At 63.4% G+C, this 22,067-nt stretch carries 20 protein-coding genes and 1 tRNA gene; 18 read left to right on the forward strand and 3 right to left on the reverse strand.

Annotation, left to right across the window (positions count from 1 at the left end; all coding sequences use genetic code 11):
• Positions 1–185 precede the first annotated feature (185 nt).
• The 18 genes from rpsB (at position 186) to V3388_RS13360 (ending at position 16,966) form a co-directional block, all read left to right on the forward strand.
• Positions 186–938: a 30S ribosomal protein S2 gene (rpsB, locus tag V3388_RS13275; RefSeq protein WP_336368057.1), complete on the forward strand. Its 753-nt coding sequence runs from the start codon at positions 186–188 to the stop codon at positions 936–938.
• Positions 939–1,028: 90 nt separating this feature from the next.
• On the forward strand, positions 1,029–1,898 hold the full coding sequence (gene tsf / locus V3388_RS13280; RefSeq protein ID WP_336368058.1) for a translation elongation factor Ts: 870 nt from the start codon (positions 1,029–1,031) through the stop codon (positions 1,896–1,898).
• 176 nt (positions 1,899–2,074) lie between these two features.
• The gene (gene pyrH / locus V3388_RS13285) at positions 2,075–2,803 is read left to right on the forward strand and encodes a UMP kinase (RefSeq protein WP_336368059.1); all 729 of its coding nucleotides are present in this window, start codon (positions 2,075–2,077) and stop codon (positions 2,801–2,803) included.
• Between the two features lie 28 nt (positions 2,804–2,831).
• Positions 2,832–3,389, forward strand: coding sequence for a ribosome recycling factor (gene frr / locus V3388_RS13290; protein ID WP_336368060.1), 558 nt, complete (start codon positions 2,832–2,834; stop codon positions 3,387–3,389).
• A gap of 64 nt (positions 3,390–3,453) precedes the next feature.
• The gene (locus V3388_RS13295) at positions 3,454–4,224 is read left to right on the forward strand and encodes an isoprenyl transferase (protein WP_336368061.1); all 771 of its coding nucleotides are present in this window, start codon (positions 3,454–3,456) and stop codon (positions 4,222–4,224) included.
• 18 nt (positions 4,225–4,242) lie between these two features.
• Entirely contained in the window at positions 4,243–5,082 is an 840-nt protein-coding gene (locus V3388_RS13300) for a phosphatidate cytidylyltransferase (RefSeq protein ID WP_336368062.1), read from the forward strand.
• Positions 5,083–5,084: 2 nt separating this feature from the next.
• Positions 5,085–6,320, forward strand: a complete 1,236-nt coding sequence (gene ispC, locus V3388_RS13305) for a 1-deoxy-D-xylulose-5-phosphate reductoisomerase (RefSeq protein WP_336368063.1) — start codon at positions 5,085–5,087, stop codon at positions 6,318–6,320.
• Between the two features lie 40 nt (positions 6,321–6,360).
• On the forward strand, positions 6,361–7,710 hold the full coding sequence (rseP, locus tag V3388_RS13310) for an RIP metalloprotease RseP (protein ID WP_336368136.1): 1,350 nt from the start codon (positions 6,361–6,363) through the stop codon (positions 7,708–7,710).
• A gap of 44 nt (positions 7,711–7,754) precedes the next feature.
• Entirely contained in the window at positions 7,755–10,076 is a 2,322-nt protein-coding gene (gene bamA, locus V3388_RS13315) for an outer membrane protein assembly factor BamA (protein WP_336368064.1), read from the forward strand.
• A gap of 58 nt (positions 10,077–10,134) precedes the next feature.
• A complete protein-coding gene (locus V3388_RS13320) occupies positions 10,135–10,632 on the forward strand; it encodes an OmpH family outer membrane protein (RefSeq protein WP_336368065.1) in 498 nt (165 codons plus the stop codon).
• Positions 10,633–10,678: 46 nt separating this feature from the next.
• Positions 10,679–11,728, forward strand: coding sequence for a UDP-3-O-(3-hydroxymyristoyl)glucosamine N-acyltransferase (gene lpxD, locus V3388_RS13325; protein WP_336368066.1), 1,050 nt, complete (start codon positions 10,679–10,681; stop codon positions 11,726–11,728).
• Positions 11,718–12,152, forward strand: coding sequence for a 3-hydroxyacyl-ACP dehydratase FabZ (gene fabZ / locus V3388_RS13330; RefSeq protein WP_336368067.1), 435 nt, complete (start codon positions 11,718–11,720; stop codon positions 12,150–12,152). Before lpxD ends, fabZ begins: the two co-directional genes overlap by 11 nt.
• Positions 12,152–12,943, forward strand: a complete 792-nt coding sequence (lpxA, locus tag V3388_RS13335; RefSeq protein ID WP_336368068.1) for an acyl-ACP--UDP-N-acetylglucosamine O-acyltransferase — start codon at positions 12,152–12,154, stop codon at positions 12,941–12,943. The genes fabZ and lpxA overlap by 1 nt, the downstream gene beginning before the upstream one ends.
• 81 nt (positions 12,944–13,024) lie before the next feature.
• Entirely contained in the window at positions 13,025–14,155 is a 1,131-nt protein-coding gene (gene lpxB / locus V3388_RS13340) for a lipid-A-disaccharide synthase (RefSeq protein WP_442915654.1), read from the forward strand.
• Positions 14,155–14,802, forward strand: coding sequence for a ribonuclease HII (gene rnhB / locus V3388_RS13345; protein WP_336368069.1), 648 nt, complete (start codon positions 14,155–14,157; stop codon positions 14,800–14,802). The genes lpxB and rnhB overlap by 1 nt, the downstream gene beginning before the upstream one ends.
• Before the next feature lie 81 nt (positions 14,803–14,883).
• Positions 14,884–14,960 (forward strand) — tRNA-Met (locus V3388_RS13350).
• A gap of 194 nt (positions 14,961–15,154) precedes the next feature.
• Positions 15,155–16,318, forward strand: a complete 1,164-nt coding sequence (locus V3388_RS13355) for a GGDEF domain-containing protein (RefSeq protein WP_336368070.1) — start codon at positions 15,155–15,157, stop codon at positions 16,316–16,318.
• 243 nt (positions 16,319–16,561) lie between these two features.
• Positions 16,562–16,966, forward strand: coding sequence for a fibronectin type III domain-containing protein (locus tag V3388_RS13360; RefSeq protein WP_336368071.1), 405 nt, complete (start codon positions 16,562–16,564; stop codon positions 16,964–16,966).
• A gap of 32 nt (positions 16,967–16,998) precedes the next feature.
• Here V3388_RS13360 and V3388_RS13365 read toward each other — a convergent pair whose 3' ends face one another.
• The 3 genes from V3388_RS13365 to V3388_RS13375 form a co-directional block, all read right to left on the reverse strand.
• On the reverse strand, positions 16,999–19,557 hold the full coding sequence (locus V3388_RS13365; protein ID WP_336368072.1) for a CHASE2 domain-containing protein: 2,559 nt from the start codon (positions 19,555–19,557) through the stop codon (positions 16,999–17,001).
• A 112-nt stretch (positions 19,558–19,669) separates the two neighbouring features.
• Entirely contained in the window at positions 19,670–21,298 is a 1,629-nt protein-coding gene (locus V3388_RS13370; protein ID WP_336368073.1) for a FecR family protein, read from the reverse strand.
• Positions 21,291–22,025, reverse strand: a complete 735-nt coding sequence (locus V3388_RS13375) for a response regulator transcription factor (RefSeq protein ID WP_336368074.1) — start codon at positions 22,023–22,025, stop codon at positions 21,291–21,293. The genes V3388_RS13370 and V3388_RS13375 overlap by 8 nt, the downstream gene beginning before the upstream one ends.
• Positions 22,026–22,067 lie beyond the last annotated feature (42 nt).

Genomic DNA, 22,067 nt, shown 5'->3' on the forward strand with positions numbered 1-22,067 from the left:
GGAAGCCCCTGGGCAAATTTAATGGCGTTTTTCCGGTGCTTTGTGGTATAAACGCGCCGCCGGAAACGAATCCGGCAAATTCACACACGTGTCGGCACGTTGTCCCAGGGTGCTTTGTCGGTTTCCGGCAGGGTTGGGGCAATCGGACGCGTGGAGGCCTAACCCGAAGCTGAAAGGTAACTATCATGGCTCAGGTAAATATGCGTGACCTGCTCAAGGCAGGTGCTCACTTCGGTCACCAGACCCGTTACTGGAACCCGAAAATGTCGAAGTTCATCTTCGGCGCCCGCAACAAGATTCATATCATCAACCTGGAGCAGACCGTTCCTGCCATCAACGACGCGCTGAAGTTCGTTCAGCAGCTGGCAGAGAGCAAGAACAAGATCCTGTTCGTCGGTACCAAGCGTTCCGCCGCCAAGATCATCAAAGAAGAAGCCCTGCGCTCCGGTCAGCCGTACGTCAACCACCGCTGGTTGGGCGGCATGCTGACCAACTACAAGACCATCCGTCAGTCCATCCGTCGCTACCGTGATCTGGAAACCCAGAGCCAGGACGGAACGTTCGACAAGCTGACCAAGAAAGAAGCCCTTGAGCGCACCCGTGAGATGGAGAAGCTCGAGCGCTCCATCGGCGGCATCAAGGACATGGGCGGCCTGCCGGACGCGCTGTTCGTCATCGACGTGGACCACGAGCGCATTGCCATCAAGGAAGCCAACAAGCTTGGCATCCCTGTTATCGGCGTGGTGGACACCAACAGCGATCCGGATGGCGTGGACTACGTGATCCCGGGTAACGACGATGCCATCCGTGCGATCCAGATCTACGTTCAGGCCGTGGCAGACACTTGCCTCGAAGCGGCTCAGTCCGCCGGTGCCGGCGCCGACGAGTTTGTGGAAGTGGCCGAAGACGCCGCAGGCGCGGCTCCCGCCGCCGAGTAATCCGGCGCTTCCCGCATCATTGCTGAAAGGCGGCCCCGGTTTCCGGGTCCGCCGCACCACCTGAATTCGGACAAGTTAAGAGGATTGAACATGGCTGCAATTACCGCCGCAATGGTCAAAGAGCTGCGTGAGCGTACCGGTCTGGGCATGATGGAGTGCAAGAAAGCACTGGTCGAGGCTGAGGGCAGTGTTGACGCCGCTATCGAAGAGCTGCGCAAGTCTTCCGGCCTGAAAGCCGCCAAGAAAGCCGGCCGTACCGCCGCTGAAGGCGTATCCCTGATCAAGATTTCCGACGACAACACCGTCGCGTACATCCTGGAAGTGAACTGCGAGACCGACTTCGTCGCTCGTGATGACAACTTCCTGGCGTTTGCCAACGACGTGCTGGACGTTGCCTTCGCCAAGGGCGAGACCGACGCTGCCGCGCTGATGGCCGGCGATCTGGAATCCAAGCGCGAAGCGCTGGTCCAGAAAATCGGTGAGAACATCACCGTGCGTCGCGTAGTGAAAGTCGAAGGCCCGGTCGTGGGTGGCTATGTCCACAGCAACAACAAGATCGCTTCTGTTGTGGCCCTGACCGCCGGTGACGCGGAAGTGGCTCGCGACATCGCCATGCACGCCGCTGCCGTTAACCCGCGGGTTGGCAAGCCGGAAGACATGCCGGCCGAGGAGCTGGAAAAAGAGAAGGAAATCATCCGTGCCCAGCCGGACATGGAAGGCAAGCCCGCCGAGATCGTCGAGAAGATGATGGGCGGCCGCATCAAGAAGTTCCTCGCGGAAAACAGCCTGGTCGAACAGCCGTTCGTCAAGAACCCGGACCAGACCGTTGGCCAGTTGATCAAGTCCGCCGGCGCTGAGCTGGTTGGCTTCATCCGCCTGGAAGTGGGTGAGGGCATCGAGAAGCAGGAAGTCGACTTCGCCGCTGAGGTGGCTGCCGCCGCCGGCGCCGGCAAGGCCTGATTGCTCCTGACGGCACTGGCGCCCGCCGCCAGCGCTGACCTTAGTCTGCCACGTCAGTCGGAACGCTCCGGCTTTCGTGGCGGGCTTGTATCTGAGATACCCCTTTTGCGAGGAGTATGTCAGATACAAGCCTGAACCCGCGAACGCGGACCGCCATCAGACGAGAGGGGATCACCATGCCGACTGCATCCAAGAACCAGCCCAGATACAAGCGTGTATTGCTCAAGCTCAGCGGCGAAGCCCTCATGGGTGAACACGATTTCGGCATTGATCCCAAAGTCCTCGATCGCATGGCGCTGGAAATCGGCGCGCTGATTGGTATTGGCGTGCAGGTGGGGCTGGTGATCGGTGGTGGCAACCTGTTCCGGGGGGCCGCCCTGAACGCCGCCGGCCTGGACCGGGTGACCGGTGACCATATGGGCATGCTGGCCACCGTAATGAACGGCCTGGCCATGAGGGACGCCCTGGAGCGCTCCAATATCCGCACCCGGGTGATGTCGGCCATCCCCATGAGCGGTATCGTGGAGCATTATGACCGCCGCCGGGCGGTGCGGGATCTGAAAGAAGGTGACGTGGTCATCTTCAGCGCCGGTACTGGCAACCCGTTCTTTACCACCGATTCCGCCGCTTGCCTTCGGGGCATCGAAATTGAGGCGGACGCTGTGCTCAAGGCCACCAAAGTGGACGGCGTCTACTCCGCCGACCCCAACCTGGACCCGACCGCCGAAAAATACGACCACCTCACCTACGACGAGGTGCTCGACAAGAAGCTGGGCGTGATGGACCTGACCGCCATCTGCCTGGCTCGGGATCATGGCATGCCCCTGCGGGTGTTCAATATGAACAGCCCGGGCGTGCTGACCCGGATCGTGACCGGGGAAAAAGAAGGTACACTGATCGAGTAAGATCATCACACGAATCGAGGATGCGGACGTGATTAACGACATCAAATCGGAAGCCGAAACGCGCATGAAGAAGAGCCTGGAGGCTCTGCACTCGGCGTTCAACAAGATCCGGACCGGGCGCGCGCACCCGGCCATCCTGGACAGCGTCATGGTCAACTACTATGGCCAGGAAACGCCGCTCAAGCAGGTGGCCAGCGTGAACGTCGAGGACAACCGCACGCTGACCGTCAGCCCGTGGGAAAAGAACCTGGTGCCGACCATCGAGAAGGCCATCATGACCTCGGACCTGGGCCTGAACCCGTCCACCACCGGTGATCTGATCCGTGTGCCCATGCCGATGCTGACCGAAGAAACCCGGAAGGAAATGGTCAAGCAGGCCAAGGCGGACGCCGAGCATGGCCGCGTGTCCATCCGGAACGCCCGTCGCGACGCCAACAGCATGATCAAGGAGCTGCTGAAGGATAAGGAAATCAGCGAGGACGAGGAGCGCCGGGCGGAGGAAGATATCCAGAAGCTGACCGACCGCTACATTGTTGAAGTCGACAAGATGCTCAAAGCCAAGGAAGAGGATCTGATGGCGGTCTGATCCGCCGGGTTGCTCACTCGCAGGACAGGGGCTCCGGGGACGCCGGAGCCGCGCAGGGGATTTCATGACGGGAACCGTTACCGCGGACATTCCGGTGTCGGCTGAACGCCGGCCCCGGCACGTGGCCATCATCATGGACGGCAACAACCGCTGGGCCAAGGCTCATCGGCTGACAGGGGTGGCTGGCCACAAGGCGGGCGTTGACGCGGTCCGGGCGGTGGTTGAGACCTGCGCCCGGGAAGGGGTGGAGGTGCTCACCCTGTTTGCCTTCTCCAGTGAAAACTGGCGGCGCCCTAAGGACGAGGTATCCGCCCTCATGCGGCTGTTCCTGATGGCCCTGGAGCGGGAGGTGCGCAAGCTGCACCGGAACAACATCCGGTTGCGCATCATTGGGGATCGCAGCGCGTTCAGCGAGGTGCTCCAGGAACACATGGCCCGCGCCGAGGCGAAAACCGAAGCCAACACCGGGCTAACGCTGGTGATTGCCGCCAACTACGGCGGCCACTGGGACATCACTCAGGCCACCCGCAAAGTGGCTGAGCGGGTCCGCGCCGGTGAACTGGCGCCCTCGGACATCACCGATGACCTGATCCAGCAGCACCTGTGCATCGGGGACCTGCCGATGCCGGACCTGATGATCCGCACTGCCGGAGAACAGCGGATCAGCAATTTCCTGCTCTGGCACCTCGCCTACACCGAATTCTATTTTTCCCCTGTGTTCTGGCCGGACTTCAAGGCCGACGAAATGCACAAAGCCCTGCAGGCCTATGCCGGTCGCCAGCGTCGCTTCGGCCAGACCGACGACCAGATCGCCCTGCGGGCCGGACAACAATAAGCAAGAGCGAACGTTGACGTGCTCAAAACCCGAATTATTACCGCGCTGATCCTGGCTCCCCTCGCCATCGGTGGCATCTTTTTTCTGCCGCCCCTGGGCTTCGCCCTGTTTACCGGTGCCATCATCACCATTGGCGCCTGGGAATGGGCCAACATGGCCGGGGTGGCCGGGCAGGGCGGGCGCATTGGCTACGCGCTGGTTGTTGCCCTGGTGCTGTACGGCTTGTTGAACGTGCCGGCGGTGGCTGTGTTGTGGCTGGCGGTACTTTGGTGGATGGTGTGCCTGCTGCTGGTGCGCGCCTACCCGTCCGGTTCCGGCCAGTGGGGCAGCCTGCCGGCCCGGGCGATCATGGGGCTGTTCGTGCTGGTGCCGGCGTGGGTGGGGCTGAACCACCTGCGCACGGGGACCCTGCATTTTGGTACCGTGGAGAACAGCCTGTGGGCCATTCTGTATGTGTTCTGCGTCGTCTGGGTGGCGGATATCGGCGCCTATTTTGCCGGCCGCGCCTTTGGTAAAGCGAAATTGGCGCCCCGGGTCAGCCCGGGTAAATCCTGGGCCGGGGTCTGGGGTGGCCTGGTCGCCGTGGGCGCGTTTGCGCTGGTGGTGAGCGCGCTGGCCTCAGCGGCTGTCAACCAGGCCGTGCTGCTGGTCCTGGCCAGCCTTGTCACGGGCCTCGTGTCGGTGCTCGGAGACCTGCTGGAGAGCATGCTCAAGCGGTTCCGTGGCATCAAGGACAGCAGTCAGCTACTGCCCGGCCATGGTGGTATCATGGACCGCATCGACAGCCTGACCGCCGCCATCCCCGTGTTTGCGCTGATCATCACCCAGCTTGGATGGCTTTCCACCGGACACTGGTAACCATGTCTTCCGTCTCTCTTGCCTCATCTGCTGCCGCGTCCGTCCCGCGAACGCTCACCGTCCTTGGGGCCACCGGCTCCATCGGCATGAGTACGCTGGATGTGGTGCGACGACATCCGGGTCGCTTCCGGGTGTACGCGCTCACAGCGGGTAGCCGGGCGAGGGAGCTTGCCGCCTTGTGCCAGGAGTTCCGCCCCGCCTTTGCCGTGATGGCCGATCCGGACGCCGCCGCCGAGCTAAGGCACCTGCTGGCGGCGCTGCCGGCCGCCGAGCGGCCGGCCACGGAGGTGCTTTCCGGCGAGCGGGGGCTGTGCGCCGTGGCGGCTGATCCGGCGGCGGATACCGTGATGGCCGCCATCGTTGGCGCCGCCGGCCTGTCGCCGACACTGGCGGCCGTTCGCGCGGGCAAGCGGGTGTTGCTGGCCAACAAGGAAGCCCTGGTGATGTCCGGGCGCCTGTTCATGGACGCGGTGGTGGCTTCTGGCGCCGAACTGCTGCCCATTGATTCCGAACACAACGCCATCTTCCAGTGCCTGCCTCCGGAGCGGGTGAGAAATTTGCCGGGGGCCGGCGTAACCCGCATCCTGCTGACGGCCTCCGGCGGGCCGTTCCGGGAGCACAGTGCGGAGCAGTTGCGTTCCGTGTCTCCGGCAGAAGCCTGCCGGCACCCGAACTGGTCCATGGGCCAGAAGATTTCGGTGGATTCCGCCACGCTGATGAACAAGGGCCTTGAGATGATCGAGGCCTGCTGGCTGTTCAACACCACACCGGACCGGATTGAAGTGCACGTGCATCCGGAGAGCATCATCCATTCGATGGTGGAGTATGTCGACGGCTCCGTGCTGGCCCAGCTGGGCAGCCCGGACATGCGCACGCCCATCGCCAATGGCCTGGCCTGGCCCGAACGGATTGATGCGGGCGTCGCGCCGCTGGATCTGTTTAGCCTGGGGCGGATGCACTTTGAGCGGCCGGATCACGAGCGCTTTCCATGCCTGCGGCTAGCGGCGCTGGCATTCGAGACCGGTGGCACTGCGCCGGCCGTGTTGAACGCCGCCAACGAAGTGGCCGTTGAGGCGTTCCTGGAGGGGCGCCTTGGCTTTGCTGACATTCCTGTGGTGATCGAACAGACCCTGGCCAAAACGCCGGTATTGCCGGCAGACGACTTTGCCACCATTTTCGCCAAAGACGCGGAGGCCCGCCGACGGGCCCGGGAACAGATCGAGCGTTTGACGGTCTGATCCCTCTGGCACTCCTGAGGATGTAGCGATGGATGGTTTGATAACCGTTGTTCAGAGCTTGCTCGCACTCGCGGTAACCCTGGGTATCCTGGTGACCCTGCACGAGTTTGGTCATTTCTGGGTCGCCCGGCGCTGCGGGGTCAAGGTCTTGCGGTTTTCCGTTGGCTTTGGCAAGCCTCTGTATTCCTGGTACGACCGCCACGGCACCGAGTTCGCCGTCGCCGCCATTCCCCTGGGTGGCTACGTCAAGATGCTGGACGAGCGTGAGGCGCCGGTGCCGGAGGAGCTCCGGGACCAGGCCTTTACCTCCAAGGCTCCGTCCCGGCGCATCGCCATTGCCGCCGCCGGGCCCATTGCCAACTTCCTGTTCGCCATCTTTGCCTACTGGCTGATCAGCGTGATCGGGGTTACCACCGTGGCTCCCGTGGTTGGCTCGGTGGTGCCTGGCAGCGTTGCGGAGCGGGTGGGGCTTCGCAGCGGTATGGAAATCCAGGCGGTGGACGGCCATTCGGTGGCGTCCTGGCGGGACGTCAGCATGCGACTGCTGGAGCGGACCGGGGAGCAGAGTGATATCCGGTTTTCCGTCACCGGTGACCGTGGCCAGGGCAGCCTGGCCGGCCGTCTCGGTGGATGGCGCCTGAGCGACGAGACCCCCGATCCGCTCGGTGAATTCGGTATTCAGCCCTGGCGACCGGACCTGCCGGCCGTACTCGGCCAAATCAGCGACGGTGGCCAGGCGGCTGCGGCGGGGTTGCGCACGGGTGATCGGGTGGTATCCGTGGACGGCGAGCCGGTTGCCAACTGGGATGCGCTGGTGGACGTGGTGCGTCGCTCGCCGGATACCGCGCTCAGCGTTACCGTCGCGCGGGACGGCGACACCCGTACCCTGCAGGTGACGCCGGCCCGTCGTACCCTGGAGAACGGCGAGGTGATTGGCTTTATCGGCGCCGGCGTGCAAATGGTCGAGTGGCCAGAGGACAAACTCCGGACCATCAGCTACGGGCCGCTGGCGGCGATTCCCGAGGCCATCCAGGAGACCTGGGCGGACACCCGGCTGACCCTCGTGGCCATCCAGAAAATGATCACCGGCCTGCTGTCGCCCTCCAATCTCAGCGGCCCGATCACCATCGCCAAGGCGGCGGAGGCCAGTGCCAGTTCGGGCTTCGAAGATTTTGTCCGCTTCCTGGCCTACCTCAGCGTCAGTCTGGGCGTGTTGAACCTGCTGCCGGTGCCGGTGCTGGATGGCGGCCACATCGTTTACTACGCGATCGAAGCGGTACGCCGCAAGCCGGTGTCCGAGGCGGCCCAGGCCGTTGGATTACGAATTGGTATGGCTTTGATCCTGACTTTAATGGTGTTTGCTCTTTACAACGACCTGATGCGGTTGTGAGAATTGCGGGCTCCTTACGCGCATTAACCAGGCGAAATAATTGAATGAGACGTTCTCTTCTTGGTGTAGCCGTCGGTCTCGCTGTGGCTTCCATGGGCATGAAACCGGCGCTGGCGGATGACTTCACGGTATCGGATATTGAGGTCGAAGGCCTCCAGCGGGTGTCGGCAGGTACGGTGTTCGCCGCCATCCCCATCAACATCGGTGAACGTGTCGACTCCGGGTCCCTGGCTGATGCCATCCGGTCTCTGTTTGGAACCGGCCTGTTCACCGATATCCAGGCCAGCCGCGACGACGACGTGCTGGTGCTCTCGGTCAAGGAACGTCCCTCCATTGCCTCCATCGACATCGAAGGCAACAAGAACATCGAAACCGATATGCTGCGGGACGCCCTGGCCAAGGCCGGTCTCCAGGAAGGTCAGGTGTTCCGGCGTGCCACCCTGGACCGCCTGGAACTGGAAATCCTCCGTTCCTACATCGCCCAGGGCCGCTACAATGCCCGGGTGAAGGCGACCGCCGAGGCACTGCCCCGCAACCGGGTTGCCATCAAGCTGAAGATCAACGAAGGCACCGTGGCGGCCATTCAGCACATCAATATCATCGGCAACGAAGCCTTTGATGACCAAACCCTGCTGGACCTGTTCGAACTGCAGACCACCGACTGGTGGAACTCCATCACCAACTCCGACAAGTACGCCCGGGAGAAACTCTCCGGCGACCTGGAAAACCTGCGGTCCTACTACCTCGATCGGGGCTACCTGGACTTCAACATCGAATCCAGCCAGGTCTCTATTTCCCCGGACAAGCAGAAAGTCTTCATTACCATCGCGCTCAAGGAAGGCAAGCAGTACACCGTGTCCGACGTGAAGCTGCGGGGTGATCTGATTGTCGGCGAAGAGGAGCTCCGCAAGCTCATTCCGCTCAAGAAAGGCGACGTGTTCTCCCGGGCGCGGATGACCGCCATCTCCGAAGCGCTGTCGTTCCGGCTGGGCAAAGAGGGCTACGCCTTTGCCAACGTGAACGCCGTGCCGGAGCCGGACGAGGGCGGTAACACCGCGTCCGTGACTTTCTATGTGGAGCCGGGCAAGCGGGCCTACGTGCGCCGGATCAACTTCAAGGGCAACGTATCCACCCGCGACGACGTGCTGCGCCAGGAAATGACGCAGATGGAAGGCGGCGTCGCGTCGTCCGATCGGATCGAGTTTTCGAAGACCCAGCTGGAGCGGCTTGGTTTCTTCAAGACCGTGAACGTGGATACGGTGCCGGTTCCGGGCACGGACGACCAGGTGGATGTGAACTACTCCGTGGAAGAACAGCCGACCGGTAGCCTCTCGGCCTCCGTTGGCTACTCCCAGAGTGCCGGTGTCATTCTCGGCGGCAGCGTCTCGGAGAACAACTTCTTCGGAACGGGCAAGCGCGTCTCGTTTGGTGTCAACGTCAGCGATTACATCAAGAGCGCGAACCTGTCGTACACCAATCCTTACTACACCGTCGATGGGGTCAGCCGCGGTTTCAGCGTGTTCGCCAAGCAGACGGACTATAAAGGCCAGGACATTGCCTCCTACCTGCTCGACGAATACGGCGGCCGCCTGACCTTCGGCTACCCGATTGATGCCGTCACCCGGCTGAACTTCGGCACCGGCATCACCCGGTCGAAGATCAAGGAGGGCCTGTACACCTCCCAGGAAGTTCGGGATTTCGTTGCCGAAGAGGGCGACACTTTCGACAACTACTTCCTGTTTACCAGCTGGAATCGCAGCACTCTGAACCGTGGCGTGCTGCCGACCCGGGGCTATAACCAGTCACTGTCCCTGGACGTGGCGGTGCCCGGCAGTGACCTGACCTTCTATAAGCTCAGCCACAAGAGCAATTTCTACTACCCGCTCACGGACAATGAGCACTGGATCGTTCATACTCGCACCGACGTCGGCTATGGTGATGGCTACGGCGGCCGCTCGCAGATGCCGTTCTACGAGCATTATTACGCTGGCGGGTTTGGATCGGTCCGGGGCTATCAGGCAAACTCCCTGGGCCTGAAGGCCACCAACAGCCCGTACGATTACTCCAAGCCCGATGCGTTCGGCGGTAATTTGCTGACCGAGGGGAGCCTGGAGTTGATCACCCCGACGCCGTTTGCGGGGGATACCCGGTCCATGCGGACCGCCCTGTTCCTTGACGGCGGACAGGTGTTTGATACCGCCCGGAACTTTGACCCGGCCGTGGGGGACCTGCGGTTCGCGGCGGGTGTCAGCTTCCAGTGGATTACCGCTGTGGGCCCGCTCGCGTTCAGCCTGGCGATGCCGCTGAACGACAAGGCCGGGGACCAGACCCAGGTGTTCCAGTTCTCGCTTGGGCAGACCTTCTGAGGCTGCCCCCGGAACGTCAGGACAGAACAACAGACAGGATGAACAACAGGAGAAACCCATGTTCCGATTGACCTCCCTTCTGGTCGCCGCGTTGATGCTGGCGTCTACCGCTGCGGCGGCCGACACCAAAATCGGCGTTGTCGATCTGCGCCAGGCGCTGTTTTCTTCCGACGCCGCCAAAGCCTTCAGCGACACTCTGAAAAAGGACTTCTCCGCCGATGAAGCGAAAGTGCGGGATGCCCAGGAGGCGGCCCGCAAGCTGAAGGAGCGCCTGGAGAAAGACGGCGCCATGATGAACGAAAGCGAGCGCAACAAGCTGACCGGTGAGTTCCAGGACAAGGTCAAGGAATTCAATTACCTGAAGCAGAAATTGGACAATACCGTGTCCCAGCGCAAGCAGGAATTCCTGGACAAGCAGCGCCCGGAAGTGGACGCGGCGGTGAAAGAACTGCTCAAGGAGCACGATCTGGATCTGATTCTGCCGAGCGAAGCGGTGGTGTACGTCAAGTCCGAGATGAACCTGACCTCCGAACTGCTCAAGAAGCTGAACAAGTGACCGGGCGGGCCGCGTGCCCGCCGCACGGGAGTTTCAGGAGAACACCATGACGCACGCCTCTTATCGTCTCGGGGACATCGCAGAGGCCCTGGGGGCGGAGCTCCGGGGTAATCCGGACGAGGCCATCCATGGCCTGGCAACGCTGCAGGCCGCCGGTCCCGGTCAGATCAGCTTCCTGGCCAACCCTACCTACGCCCGCCACCTGACGGACACCCGGGCCTCCGCCGTCATTCTTTCCTCGGCGGCGGCTGATCAGTGTCCGACCAACGTCCTGTTACTCGATAACCCGTACCTGGGGTATGCTCGGCTCAGCCACTGGTTCGATCCCTCACCGGTTCCGGCGCCCGGTATCCACCCTACCGCTGTTGTTGATTCCGACGCCCGCGTGCATGAGCGCGCCAGCGTTGGCCCCCACGTAGTCGTTGAGGCGGGAGCACAAGTGGGCGCCGACGTGATTCTCGGTGCCGGCTCGTTTATTGGCGCCCGCGCCGTGATCGGTGAGGGCACCGTGGTTCGGCCGCGGGTGACCGTCGGCCACGATGTGGTCATTGGCCAGCGCTGCCATCTGCTCAGCGGCGCCGTGATTGGTTCCGACGGGTTTGGTTTTGCCAATGAAAAGGGTGTCTGGCATCGCATCGCCCAGATCGGCCGCGTGGTTCTGGGAGACGACGTGGAGGTGGGCGCCAATACCACCATTGACCGCGGCGCGCTGGACGACACCGTGATCGGCAACGGCGTAAAGCTCGACAACCTGATCCAGATTGCCCATAACGTTCGCATTGGTGACCACAGTGCCATGGCCGCCAAGGTGGGCATTGCCGGCAGCACCCGCATAGGCAGTCACTGCGTGTTCGGTGGCGCCTCCGGCGTGGCGGGCCATCTGGAGATCACCGATGGGGTACACCTGACCGGCATGACGCTGGTCACCGGCGACATCCGCAAGCCCGGCGTCTACTCGTCCGGCACCAGCGCGGACACCAACCGCCAGTGGCGAAAGAATGCGGTGCGCTTCCGCCAGTTGGATGATCTGGCGCGGCGCATCCGGGAACTTGAAAAGAAACTGCAGGCTGAGGCAAGAGACGACGATGCGCATTGAAGAAATTATGGAACACCTGCCCCACCGTTACCCGTTTTTGCTGGTGGACCGGGTGACCGAGATTGAGAAGGGAAAGTCGATCAAGGGCTATAAGAACGTCTCGATCAACGAACCTTTCTTTCAGGGCCATTTTCCGAACAAGCCGATCATGCCCGGGGTGCTGATTATCGAGGCTCTGGCGCAGCTTTCCGGCATTCTGGGTTTTGTGACCGTGGAACGGAAACCGTCAGATGGCGTGCTACAATACCTGGCTGGTTCCAGCAAGGTGCGCTTCAAGCGCCCCGTCGTGCCCGGAGACCGTCTGTGCTTGGAGGCGGAGTACGTTTCCGGCAAGCGTGGAATCTGGAAATTTGATTGCCGCGCCCTGGTCGACGGAGACGTTGTCTGCGTGGCGGAAATATTGACCGCTGAGAGAGAAGTTTGATGGCGACAAATGACTGGTCGGGTGTCCATCCTCACGCGTTGGTAGACCCATCAGCCAAACTGGCGGCGAACGTCACCGTCGGTCCGTTCAGTTACATCGGGCCCGGTGTGGAAATCGGTGAGGGCACCGAGGTGCTGTCCCACGTGGTGATCAAGGGGCCGACACGCATCGGCCGCAACAACCGGATTTTCCAGTTCTGCAGCATCGGCGAAGAATGCCAGGACAAAAAGTACGCCGGCGAACCCACCACGCTCGTGATTGGCGACAACAACGTGATCCGCGAGAGCTGCACCATTCATCGTGGCACCGTGCAGGACCGTGGCGAAACCCGCATCGGCAGCAACAACCTGCTGATGGCGTATGTGCACGTGGCCCACGACTGTGTGGTCGGCGACAACACCATCCTCGCCAACTGCGCCACCCTGGCGGGCCACGTGTCCGTCGGCGACTGGGCGATTCTTGGCGGCGGCACCATGGTGCACCAGTTCTGCCATATCGGTCCTCACAGCATGGCCGCTGGCGGCAGTATCGTCCTTAAGGACATCCCGGCGTACGTGATGGCCAGTGGCCAGTCTGCCCAGCCCCACGGCCTGAACGCTGAGGGCCTCAAACGCCGCGGTTTCAGCAAAGAGGCATTGCTGGCCCTGCGTCGCGCCTACAAAGTGGTCTACCGTCAGGGCCTGACCACCGAGCAGGCCATCCAGGCGCTGGAGGATGGCTTCGCCGACGTGCCGGAGGTTCGTCCGCTGATTGACTCCCTCAAGGGAGCCGACCGCGGGATTGTCCGCTAGGCAAGGAGAGGCCCCTTGGCGGCTGCTCAGCGTTTGCTTTCCAGGGCCGGTTCCACGGCCCGCCATCACCCAACCATTGCCATGATCGCCGGTGAGGCGTCCGGGGATATCCTGGGCGCCGGGTTGATCCGTGCCCTGCGCCGCCGGTACCCCAACGCCGAGTTTGTCGGTATTGGCGGCGACGAGATGATCGCCGAGGGTTTTCGGTCTTTGGTACCCATGGAGCGCCTGTCCGTGATGGGCCTGGTGGAAGTGCTGGGGCGCCTGCGGGAACTGTTCGCCATTCGTGCCCGTTTCTACGACTACGTATTCAACGTCCGCCGCCCGGACGTGGTGATCGGCATTGATTCCCCCGATTTCACCCTGGCCATCGAGCGGCGCTGTCGGGAAGCCGGCATCCCCTCCGTGCACTACGTCAGCCCGTCGGTCTGGGCCTGGCGCCAGAAACGCATCTTCAAGATTGCCAAGTCCGTCGACCTGATGCTCACGCTGTTTCCCTTCGAGGCCCGCTTTTACCAGGAGCACCAGGTGCCGGTCGCGTTTGTCGGCCATCCGCTGGCGGACCGTATTCCGATGGAGGTTGACACCGAGGGCGCCCGCCGGGCGCTGGAACTGGCGGTGGACCAGCCCGTGCTGGCTATCCTACCCGGGAGTCGTGCGGGGGAGGTCGAGCGCCTTGGCGAGCTGTTCCTGTCCGCCGCGCGCTGGTTGCAGTCCCGCCGCCCGGATCTCCAGTTGGTGATTCCCTGCGTGAACCGGGAGCGGCAGGCCCAGGTGCAGGCACTGGTGGATGCCCAGGGAGTGACGCTGCCCGTGCGCGTGGTGCGCGGCCGGTCCCGGGAAGTGATGGCGGCCGCCGATGTGGTACTGCTGGCCTCCGGAACCGCGACGCTTGAGGCCATGCTGCTGAAAAAACCGATGGTGGTGGGCTACCGCCTGAGCAACCTGAGTTACGCGCTGGTGTCCCGCCTGGTCAAAGTGCCCCATGTGGCGCTTCCCAATCTGCTGGCTCGCGAACCTTTGGTGCCGGAGTTGCTGCAGGACGCCGCCACGCCCGAGGCGCTCGGAGCCGCGGTGCTGGAGCGGCTGGAGAATCCGGACGAGCGTATGCATCTGAAGACCGCCTTCGCCAAACTGCATGACAGCCTCCGTCAGAACGCCGACGAACGGGCGGCTGAGGCGGTGTCCGCGTTATTGGAGCGACACGACTGATGCCGGCGCGCCCGCTGCCGCCGTTCGTGTGCGCCTATCAGGGCGACCGCCTGGCGGGTGTCGATGAGGTGGGCCGGGGACCGCTGGTGGGCGCGGTGGTCACCGCGGCCGTGATTCTGCATCCGAATCGCCCCATCCCCGGCCTTGCGGATTCCAAGAAGCTCACCGAGAAGCGCCGTGAGACGCTCTATGAGGCCATCCTGGAGAACGCCGCTGCCTGGGCCCTCGGGCGATGCGACGCCCGGGAGATCGATCGCCTGAATATCTATCAGGCCACGCTGCTGGCCATGGAGCGGGCGGTGGCGGCGCTGGCGATACCGCCGGAGTACGTGCTGGTGGATGGTAACCGATGCCCGAACTGGCGCTGGCCATCTGAGCCGGTCGTGAAGGGCGACAGCCGGGTGGCTGCAATCAGCGCCGCGTCTATCCTGGCCAAGGTCACCCGCGACCGGGAAATGGCCGATCTCGAGACCCGATATCCGGGATACGGGTTCGCCCGGCATAAAGGCTATCCCACGCCGGACCATCTGGATGCGCTGCGCCGGCTGGGACCGACACCCGAACACCGACGCTCGTTCCGGCCGGTCCGAGAGGCCGAAGCCCCGGGCATGTCGTTCCCGGCGGATTTATTTGAAGACGGGTGTTGACACCCACCCGGGCAATCCTTAATATACGCGCCACGTTGATCGGGACACACCAGACAACGTAAGGCGAAAGCCACAGTTTGATGCGGGGTGGAGCAGTCTGGTAGCTCGTCGGGCTCATAACCCGAAGGTCGTTGGTTCGAATCCAGCCCCCGCTACCAATTGAAAAGGCAGATCGGTTTTCCGGTCTGCCTTTTTTCGTTGGCGCCCGACAATGTAAAAGATTGTCGTCGCCCTTTCGCCCCGCACCCACTTGCGCCATGCTGAACGTCTCTGGAACCATGCGGAACCGGGCAGGGGTACGCCCTTCGCCTCGCTCGACCCTTCCTTCCCTCTAACCATGGACGCGCCTTACGTGGCAGGTGGTCATTCGTCAAACGACTCGCGCGGCCCGGCGTCGATCCGCCGGCCGGCGTTCTGGCAACTGGCATTGCGCTGCACGCAGATTGCCGCAACCGTCGACGTCGCTTTTTTTGGCCTGTTCCTGGCCCTGGATTCGCCGGTGCTGGCCTGGGTCAACGTCATCAGCGTCGCCATGTACGTCGCCGCGTACGTCGCGCTCAAGCGTAAACATAACCGCGTTGCCGTGTGGCTGATCTGGACCGAGGTGCTGGTGCATGCGGCCCTTGGCATTGTGATGATTGGCTGGGGCAGTGGCTTTCACTATTACCTGCTCATGTTTATCCCAGCCATTTGCCTGTCTGCGCCGCGCCGCTGGGTGTTTCGCGGCTTGGCTGGCTTGTGGGGGTACTACGTGGCGTTGGACATCCTCATGTGGTTTGTGGCCCCGCTCCAGCCCATCCCCCAGTCCGCGCTGCACGTTGTCCACGTGTTCAATCTGACCGTCGTGTTCGCCATGTTCAGTTACCTCTCGGTGTTCTACCTGGGCATGGTCATCCGTGCCCAGAAGCAGTTGCATAAAGCGGCGACCACAGACGCACTGACCGGACTCCTCAACCGGCGGCAGATGCAGTATCTGCTGGAGCAGGAGGTCGAGCGGTTCCGGCGCTCTGGCCAGCCCGTCAGTCTGCTGCTGATGGACCTGGATCATTTCAAGCGCATCAATGACACCCTCGGCCACGAAACCGGGGACGACATTCTCAAGGCGTTTGCGAATATCCTTCGGCAGGAGCTCAGGGCTCAGGATCTGGTGGCCCGCTGGGGCGGGGAGGAATTCCTGGCGATACTGCCCCAGACCACCCCGGACGCCGCTTTGCAGACCGCCGAGCGGCTGCGTGGTGCCCTGGCCGCCCACAACGCGCTTGCGGCAGTGCCGGCGGATTCGGTCACTGTTGGGACCAGCGATTCCGAAGGCGCTTCCGAGGGCCAGGTGACGGTCAGTATCGGCGTTACTGATCTCCGTGCCATGGACACGGCAACCACCGCCGTGAGCCGGGCGGATACGGCCATGTATCAGAGCAAGGAGGCGGGGCGTAACCGGGTCACCGTATATGACGTCTCGGCGCTATCTGGCCATTCTGCAACGCGAGACCCGGTGGGCTCCCTTTCTCCAGAGTAAGTTCACCGGCGGCACCCAGGGGGCTTGGCGCGCACCGTCACATGGCGCGCAGCGCCTTCGCCGTCTTCACCGATGTGCCTCCTCTCATCCATCCGCGACACCCGACCGTACCCCTAACACGCTGTCGATGTTTGCCGGAAAATTGACAATTTCGTAACTGGCCAGATGACATCGTTCACATCGATAATGCCCGTCGTTTTATACAATTTGACAATGTCGACGATAAATTGGTGCAAAAAACCTATGAAACGCGTCACTAAACTGTCAAAGCTTTGGGTCCTCGTTCCGCTGATGTCACTGGCGCTTGCCGGTTGTGGTGGCGGTGGTGGCTCCAGCGGCGCTCAGGCCAGCGCCAGTGGTGTGGTGGCCGGCAGCAAGGCGGTGCTGAGCTGGAACGCGCCGTCCACCCGGGTGAACGGTGAAGGCCTGAAAATGGGTGAGCTGGACAAGTATGTGATTCGCTATGGCCAGGATGCCGGCAACCTGAACCGGTCTGTGGTGGTGGACAACGCCGCCGAGGACCCGACGCCATCCTATACCATCGATCAGCTTTCCAACGGCACCTGGTATTTCACCATTCAGGTGCAGGATGTGAACGGCCTGCTGAGCGCGCCGTCCGAAGTGGTCAGCAAGTCCATTACCTCCTGATGATGACGGCCCGGGGCGCTGCTCCGGCCGGCTTAACCGCCGATGGGATCGGCGATGGGCAACTTCAGGGTGAAGGATGTGCCTTCGCCGACCTGCGAGCTTACCGCAATCTCCCCCTTGTGCTTTTCCACCACCGTCCGTACGAACGACAGCCCCAACCCCGTGCCGTGAATGCCGCTGATCTCGCTGCGCTTCTGCCGGCGATAGCGGTCGAACAGGTGGGGCAGCTCTTCCGGATCGATCCCGCTGCCTTCGTCGGCAATGGTCAGGCACGCCAGGTGGCCGGCCCGGAACACTTGAACTTCCACCGTTGAGTCCGCCGGGCTGTATTGAACCGCATTAGTGAGCAGGTTAATGATGGCCCGCTCCAGCAGTTCGGCGTTTCCTCGCAGCCACAGGTCTTCACAGCCCTGGAGCTGCAGGTGAATCTGCTTTTCCGCCGCCTGTTCGCTGACGCTGTCCCGGGCGTTTTCCACGATGGCCAGGAACTCACACTCATAGAATCGGGTTTCGGTGAGCTGCTCGGCCCGGGCCAACTGCACGAATTCCTCGGCCAGGTGATAGCTGCGTCGGGCCAGGCGCCCGAGCTGCTCCAGCTGCGCGGGCTCAATGTGGGCGGGGTCGCGCTTGAGCTGTTCGATGAGCGCTAGCTGCGACACCAGCGGCGAGCGTACGTCGTGGGAAATAAAGTCGATGGCTTCCCGATGCTGGCGCTGCTGCTCCCGCAGCTCCGAAATGTCCGAGATGTTGGCGATGATGCCGTTTTGGCTGGCGTCCGGCAGGCTGAAGGGCGCGAAGTGGATGAGGAAGTCCTTATTGCGGATGCGCAGATCCACGGTGCGGCTTTGCTGCAGGGTCAGCGTATCGGAGACGGTTTCGTGCCAGGGCGGCGTTTCCCTCGGGTCGTGGCCCTGCAGCAGGCGCGCCAGGGACAGGCCGTTCAGGCTGGGCATGGGTTCTTCGAACCACTCTTCGATGTGGCCGTTGGCAAAGCGAATCACGCCCAGCTCGTCGGTGACGATGACGCCGTCCGGCATGCGCTCAAAGCTGCGTCGGATGAAGCGCTGCATCTGGTCGAGCCGGGCGGTGGCGGTGCGCAGCCGTTCAATGCGGGCGGAGATGTTTTCCCGAACGTCGTGGCCGGCGCCCTCAGCCGAGCGGGTGTTCAGGTCCAGGCGCTGCAGGTAGCGCTGGACCGCCTCACGGCTGAACTCGCCGGCCACCGCCAGGCCCAGCACAAATGGCTGGCTGCCCCGATGCAGGCGAATCCAGCTCAGTTCACCCTGGTGACTCCACTGGCCGTCGACCAGGTTCTCCGGGATGTCCTGTGGGCCCAGTCCACCGCCGGAGAGCACGTCGTCCCCGGCCACGAGCAGCCATCGTTCGGGCTGCAACAGGGCGCGAAGCTGGCTGAGCAGTTGGGTGGGGTGGCGCTGGCCTGGCTCCGGCAGGCTGATCTGCGGCCGCCGGCTCAGTTCATCAAGCTGTCGGTTCAAAAACCGGTTGGTCATGGCCAGTCTCAGGCCCGTGGCCACCGGAAACGCGAGCATCGGGATCAACAGGGCGTTGGCGACCGGCAGCCAGACTTGGGCGAACATTAGAGCCAGAACCGCGAGCCCCGCCACCAGGCCGGCAACGGTCAGGCAAGCCAGGAGCGTTCGCGCCGGTCGCATGCGCGGCAGCAGCAGGCTGACCAGCAGCAGAGCAATCAGGCAAAGTACCGCCTGAAGCCAACCCGGTGCCAGCCGGATCAGCCGCTGTTGCTGGCCGGCGGAATAGACATTGGCGTGGAATTCCACCCCGGAGAGCGGCCGGCTCAGGCCGGAAAACGGGGTTGGCAGGACATCGCCAAAGCCTGCGGCGGTCGCGCCGATGAACACGGTTTTACCGGCAACGGCGTTCGCCGGCAGGCCGTCGTTGAGCACGTCCACGTAGGAATAGGTAGGCAGGGTGCCCGCACCGCCGGCGAGCGGTACCCGCCGGTAGTCTTCCCGCACGTTCACGTACGGCGGCAGGCCGTTGTCGGGCTGGTGGCGCGGTTGGGCGCCGCTGGCGGCCAGGGCCAGGCTGGGCCAGAGTTGCCGGCCCAGCCCGTTGTACTGGTACAGGCCCCGGGCCACCCCATCCGCGTCCAGTTCCACGTGGGCGTGGCCGAGGCCGGCCGCCGCTTCGGCCAGGGCGGGCGTGGGGCGCTGTTCTTCCATGAGCTGGCCGGCACGGACCGGCGCGAGGTACACCGGCAGCACCACCGTGCCGTTCTGGGCCATGGCGGCGGCCAGGGCGTTGTCGTCCGGTGCCGGATCGGTGAACAGCACGTCAAACACCACGGCGCGGGCGCCGGCCTGGGTCAGTTGGCGGATAAGTTCGGCGTGAAGGCTTCGGGGCCAGGGCCAACGGCCCAGCTCGCGAAGGCTGGCCTCATCAATGGCGATCAGGGCGACGTCGCTCGCAACCGGCGGAGGGAAACGGGTGATGGTGGTGTCGTATAGCCAGGCGTCCAGCCGCTGGGGCAGGGAGGTGCTTTGAAGGGCCAGAAGCAGGGCGAGGAGAATCAGGCCCAGCGTCAAGGGCGTGGTTCTGATCAGTGGCATTTCCCGGTTCATGGGCCCCGCTTGGTCGCTCGGTGTCGACGGTGATGGTACAGGCAGCAGGGGCTGTCTGCACCCTCACGGGACGGGCATGATGGCCGCGTTTGTCACCGCGTTATTCCAGGTACAGCTCCCTGCCTGGGCCCCAACGGCTGGTCAGGGGGCCTTCTGAAAGCGCTTTCAGCCGCACAAAATACCGCCTTCCGGGAATGAGACGCAAGGCCGCACTCGTCTCATTCACCGTTGCTTCCTTGATGATGTTGCGGAATCCCGGCTCTTCAGAAAGCTGTAGCCGGTAGCCGTTGGCGGTATCCACCTTCTCCCAGAAGATCCGGACCTGGCTGTCCAGATAGTTCACGCTGATGATTTTCGTTGGGGGCAGGCTGCCATTGACCACGAGTTTGCGGGCCGGCGATTCCGTGACGGACGTGCCACCGGCCTCGGTTACCACCCGCCAGTAGTACTGGCCGGGGGACAGCGGGCGTTGGGGGATGGCCTGGTTTTCCGGCGCCCACTCGCTGGTGGTAATCAGGTCGTTGAACTGGTCGCTGGCGGCAATTTCCACCCGGGCCAGCTCGTTGTCGCCGTTGAGCGTCCACTGGAACTCCGGCATGTCATCGCCGGCGGTGGCGCCATCCGCCGGTGCAATCAGCGTCGCCGGTCTGGCCTGAAGGCTGATTTTTACCGGCAGGCTGGCGGGCATGCCGGCCAGGCCGTTGGCATCCAGGGCGGCCAGTTGAACCTCGTACTCGCCGTTGTCCAGCAAATCGATCTTGTGCTCGGTACCGTTGACGATGCGACTGGTGACCCAGCGCCCGGAGGCCTTTTCAAAGACATCCACTCGGTGGGCCTTCGCGCCGTCGTCGGCCCAGGCCAGGGTGATGGGCAGCCGGGAGACATCTCCGGGCAGCGGTGTGACCTCCGGAGCCGGGGGCAGGGGCCGCACGCTGACGCCGGCGACGGAGCCGGTGGTCACGCTGGCGCCATAGCCAGCCGGAATCTGGCGGGTCTGACCCGGCGGGCCGAAATCCACGACCCCCTTGGTCACCTGGAGATGGGATCCTTTCGACGACGTCTGTACGGTAAACACCGTGCCGCGAACCGCCGCGACGGCGGACGGGGTTTCAATCTCAAAGCGGGCACCGCCCTCCATGACCGGTTTTACCCGGGTGTGGACCTCCCCCTGGTTCAGCCGCAGGCGGGTGTCCACCATGCCGGACTTGCCGTACTGGGTGAGCCGGTTGAACATCAGCCGGGAATGCGGCGACAGCCTGACTTCCGAACCGTCCGCGAGCTCAATGGTGGCGGTGCCCTGGGCGGAAATAACTTCATCACCCACGCGAACCAGGGTGTTGCCGGTCAGCGGCATCCGGCGGCCGTCCTGGCCGGAAATCCACTGAACGACACCAGAGACCGACCGCACCCGGGCGGGTTCCGGTTGCTGGCGCAGCCAGTTGAGGGGGATGCGCACCCGGGTTCCGGCATCCTGGCTGGCGGTGGCAGAGAGGCCATTATAGCGCCGCAGGTCCTGCTCGGTGCGGCCATTGGCCAGCAGCTCACGGGACACACTGGCGAGGGTTTCGTCCGATGCGAGGGCGTAGGTCCACTCCGGCGTCGCCGCAGCGCCTGCTTCTGCAGCGGTTCCGGCAGAGCCCCGGGTAACGGACCACTCCGCCAACGCCGAGGACGGCAGGGCCAGGGCGGCCAACAGCGTCAGCCAGTGGATGGGGGTGGTGTTACGCATTCGCGGCCCGGGTGTTGTCCTGATCGTCCCCGGGGGCATCCCCCGACTGCATGGCTTCCAGGCGATAGCCCCGCTGGTAGATGGTTTTGATGCGAAAGCCGTTCTCCGGGTTCAGCCCGAGGCGGCGGCGCAGGCGACTCATGTGGGTGTCCACGGTGCGGGTGTTAATGTCCCGGGTCAGGCCCCAGACCCGCTCCAGCAGCATTTCCCGGGTCAGCAGCCGGCCCTGATTCTGGAACAGGAACAGGGTCAGGTCGTAGTCCTTGTCGGTGAGGGTCAGCGGCTCGCCCCGAAGCACGATGGTGCGCTTCTGGGTGTTGATTTCGAACGGACCGTAGCGCAGGGTTTCGCGCTCGCTGTCCGGGTGACTGCGGCGGGCCAGTGCATGAATACGGGCGATCAGCTCGGCCGGCCGGGCGGGTTTGCTCAGGTAATCGTCGGCGCCAGCGTCGAGGGCCTGCACAATGTCCGCCTCGCTGTCCCGCTGGGTGAGAAACAGCACCGGGATAGGCCAGTTCAGTTGTGCCCGCAGGCTGCGCAGAACGTCGATGCCGGTCATGTCCGGAATCTGCCAGTCGAGGATGAGCAGGTCGTAGCTGCGGTGCAGGGTGGCGCTCAGAAAGCTCTGTCCGGTGGCGTAGGCGTCGCAGGCGTGGCCGTGGTCCGAAAGAATGGTGCGGACATTCAGGGCCTGTTCCTGTTCGTCTTCTAGCAGGGCGATCCGCATATCGAGCTCCTCGGGAAAGCGGGTCTTCTCAACCCGCTATTA

Source organism: Marinobacter sp. C2H3 (genome assembly GCF_037080155.1).
GTDB lineage: Bacteria > Pseudomonadota > Gammaproteobacteria > Pseudomonadales > Oleiphilaceae > Marinobacter.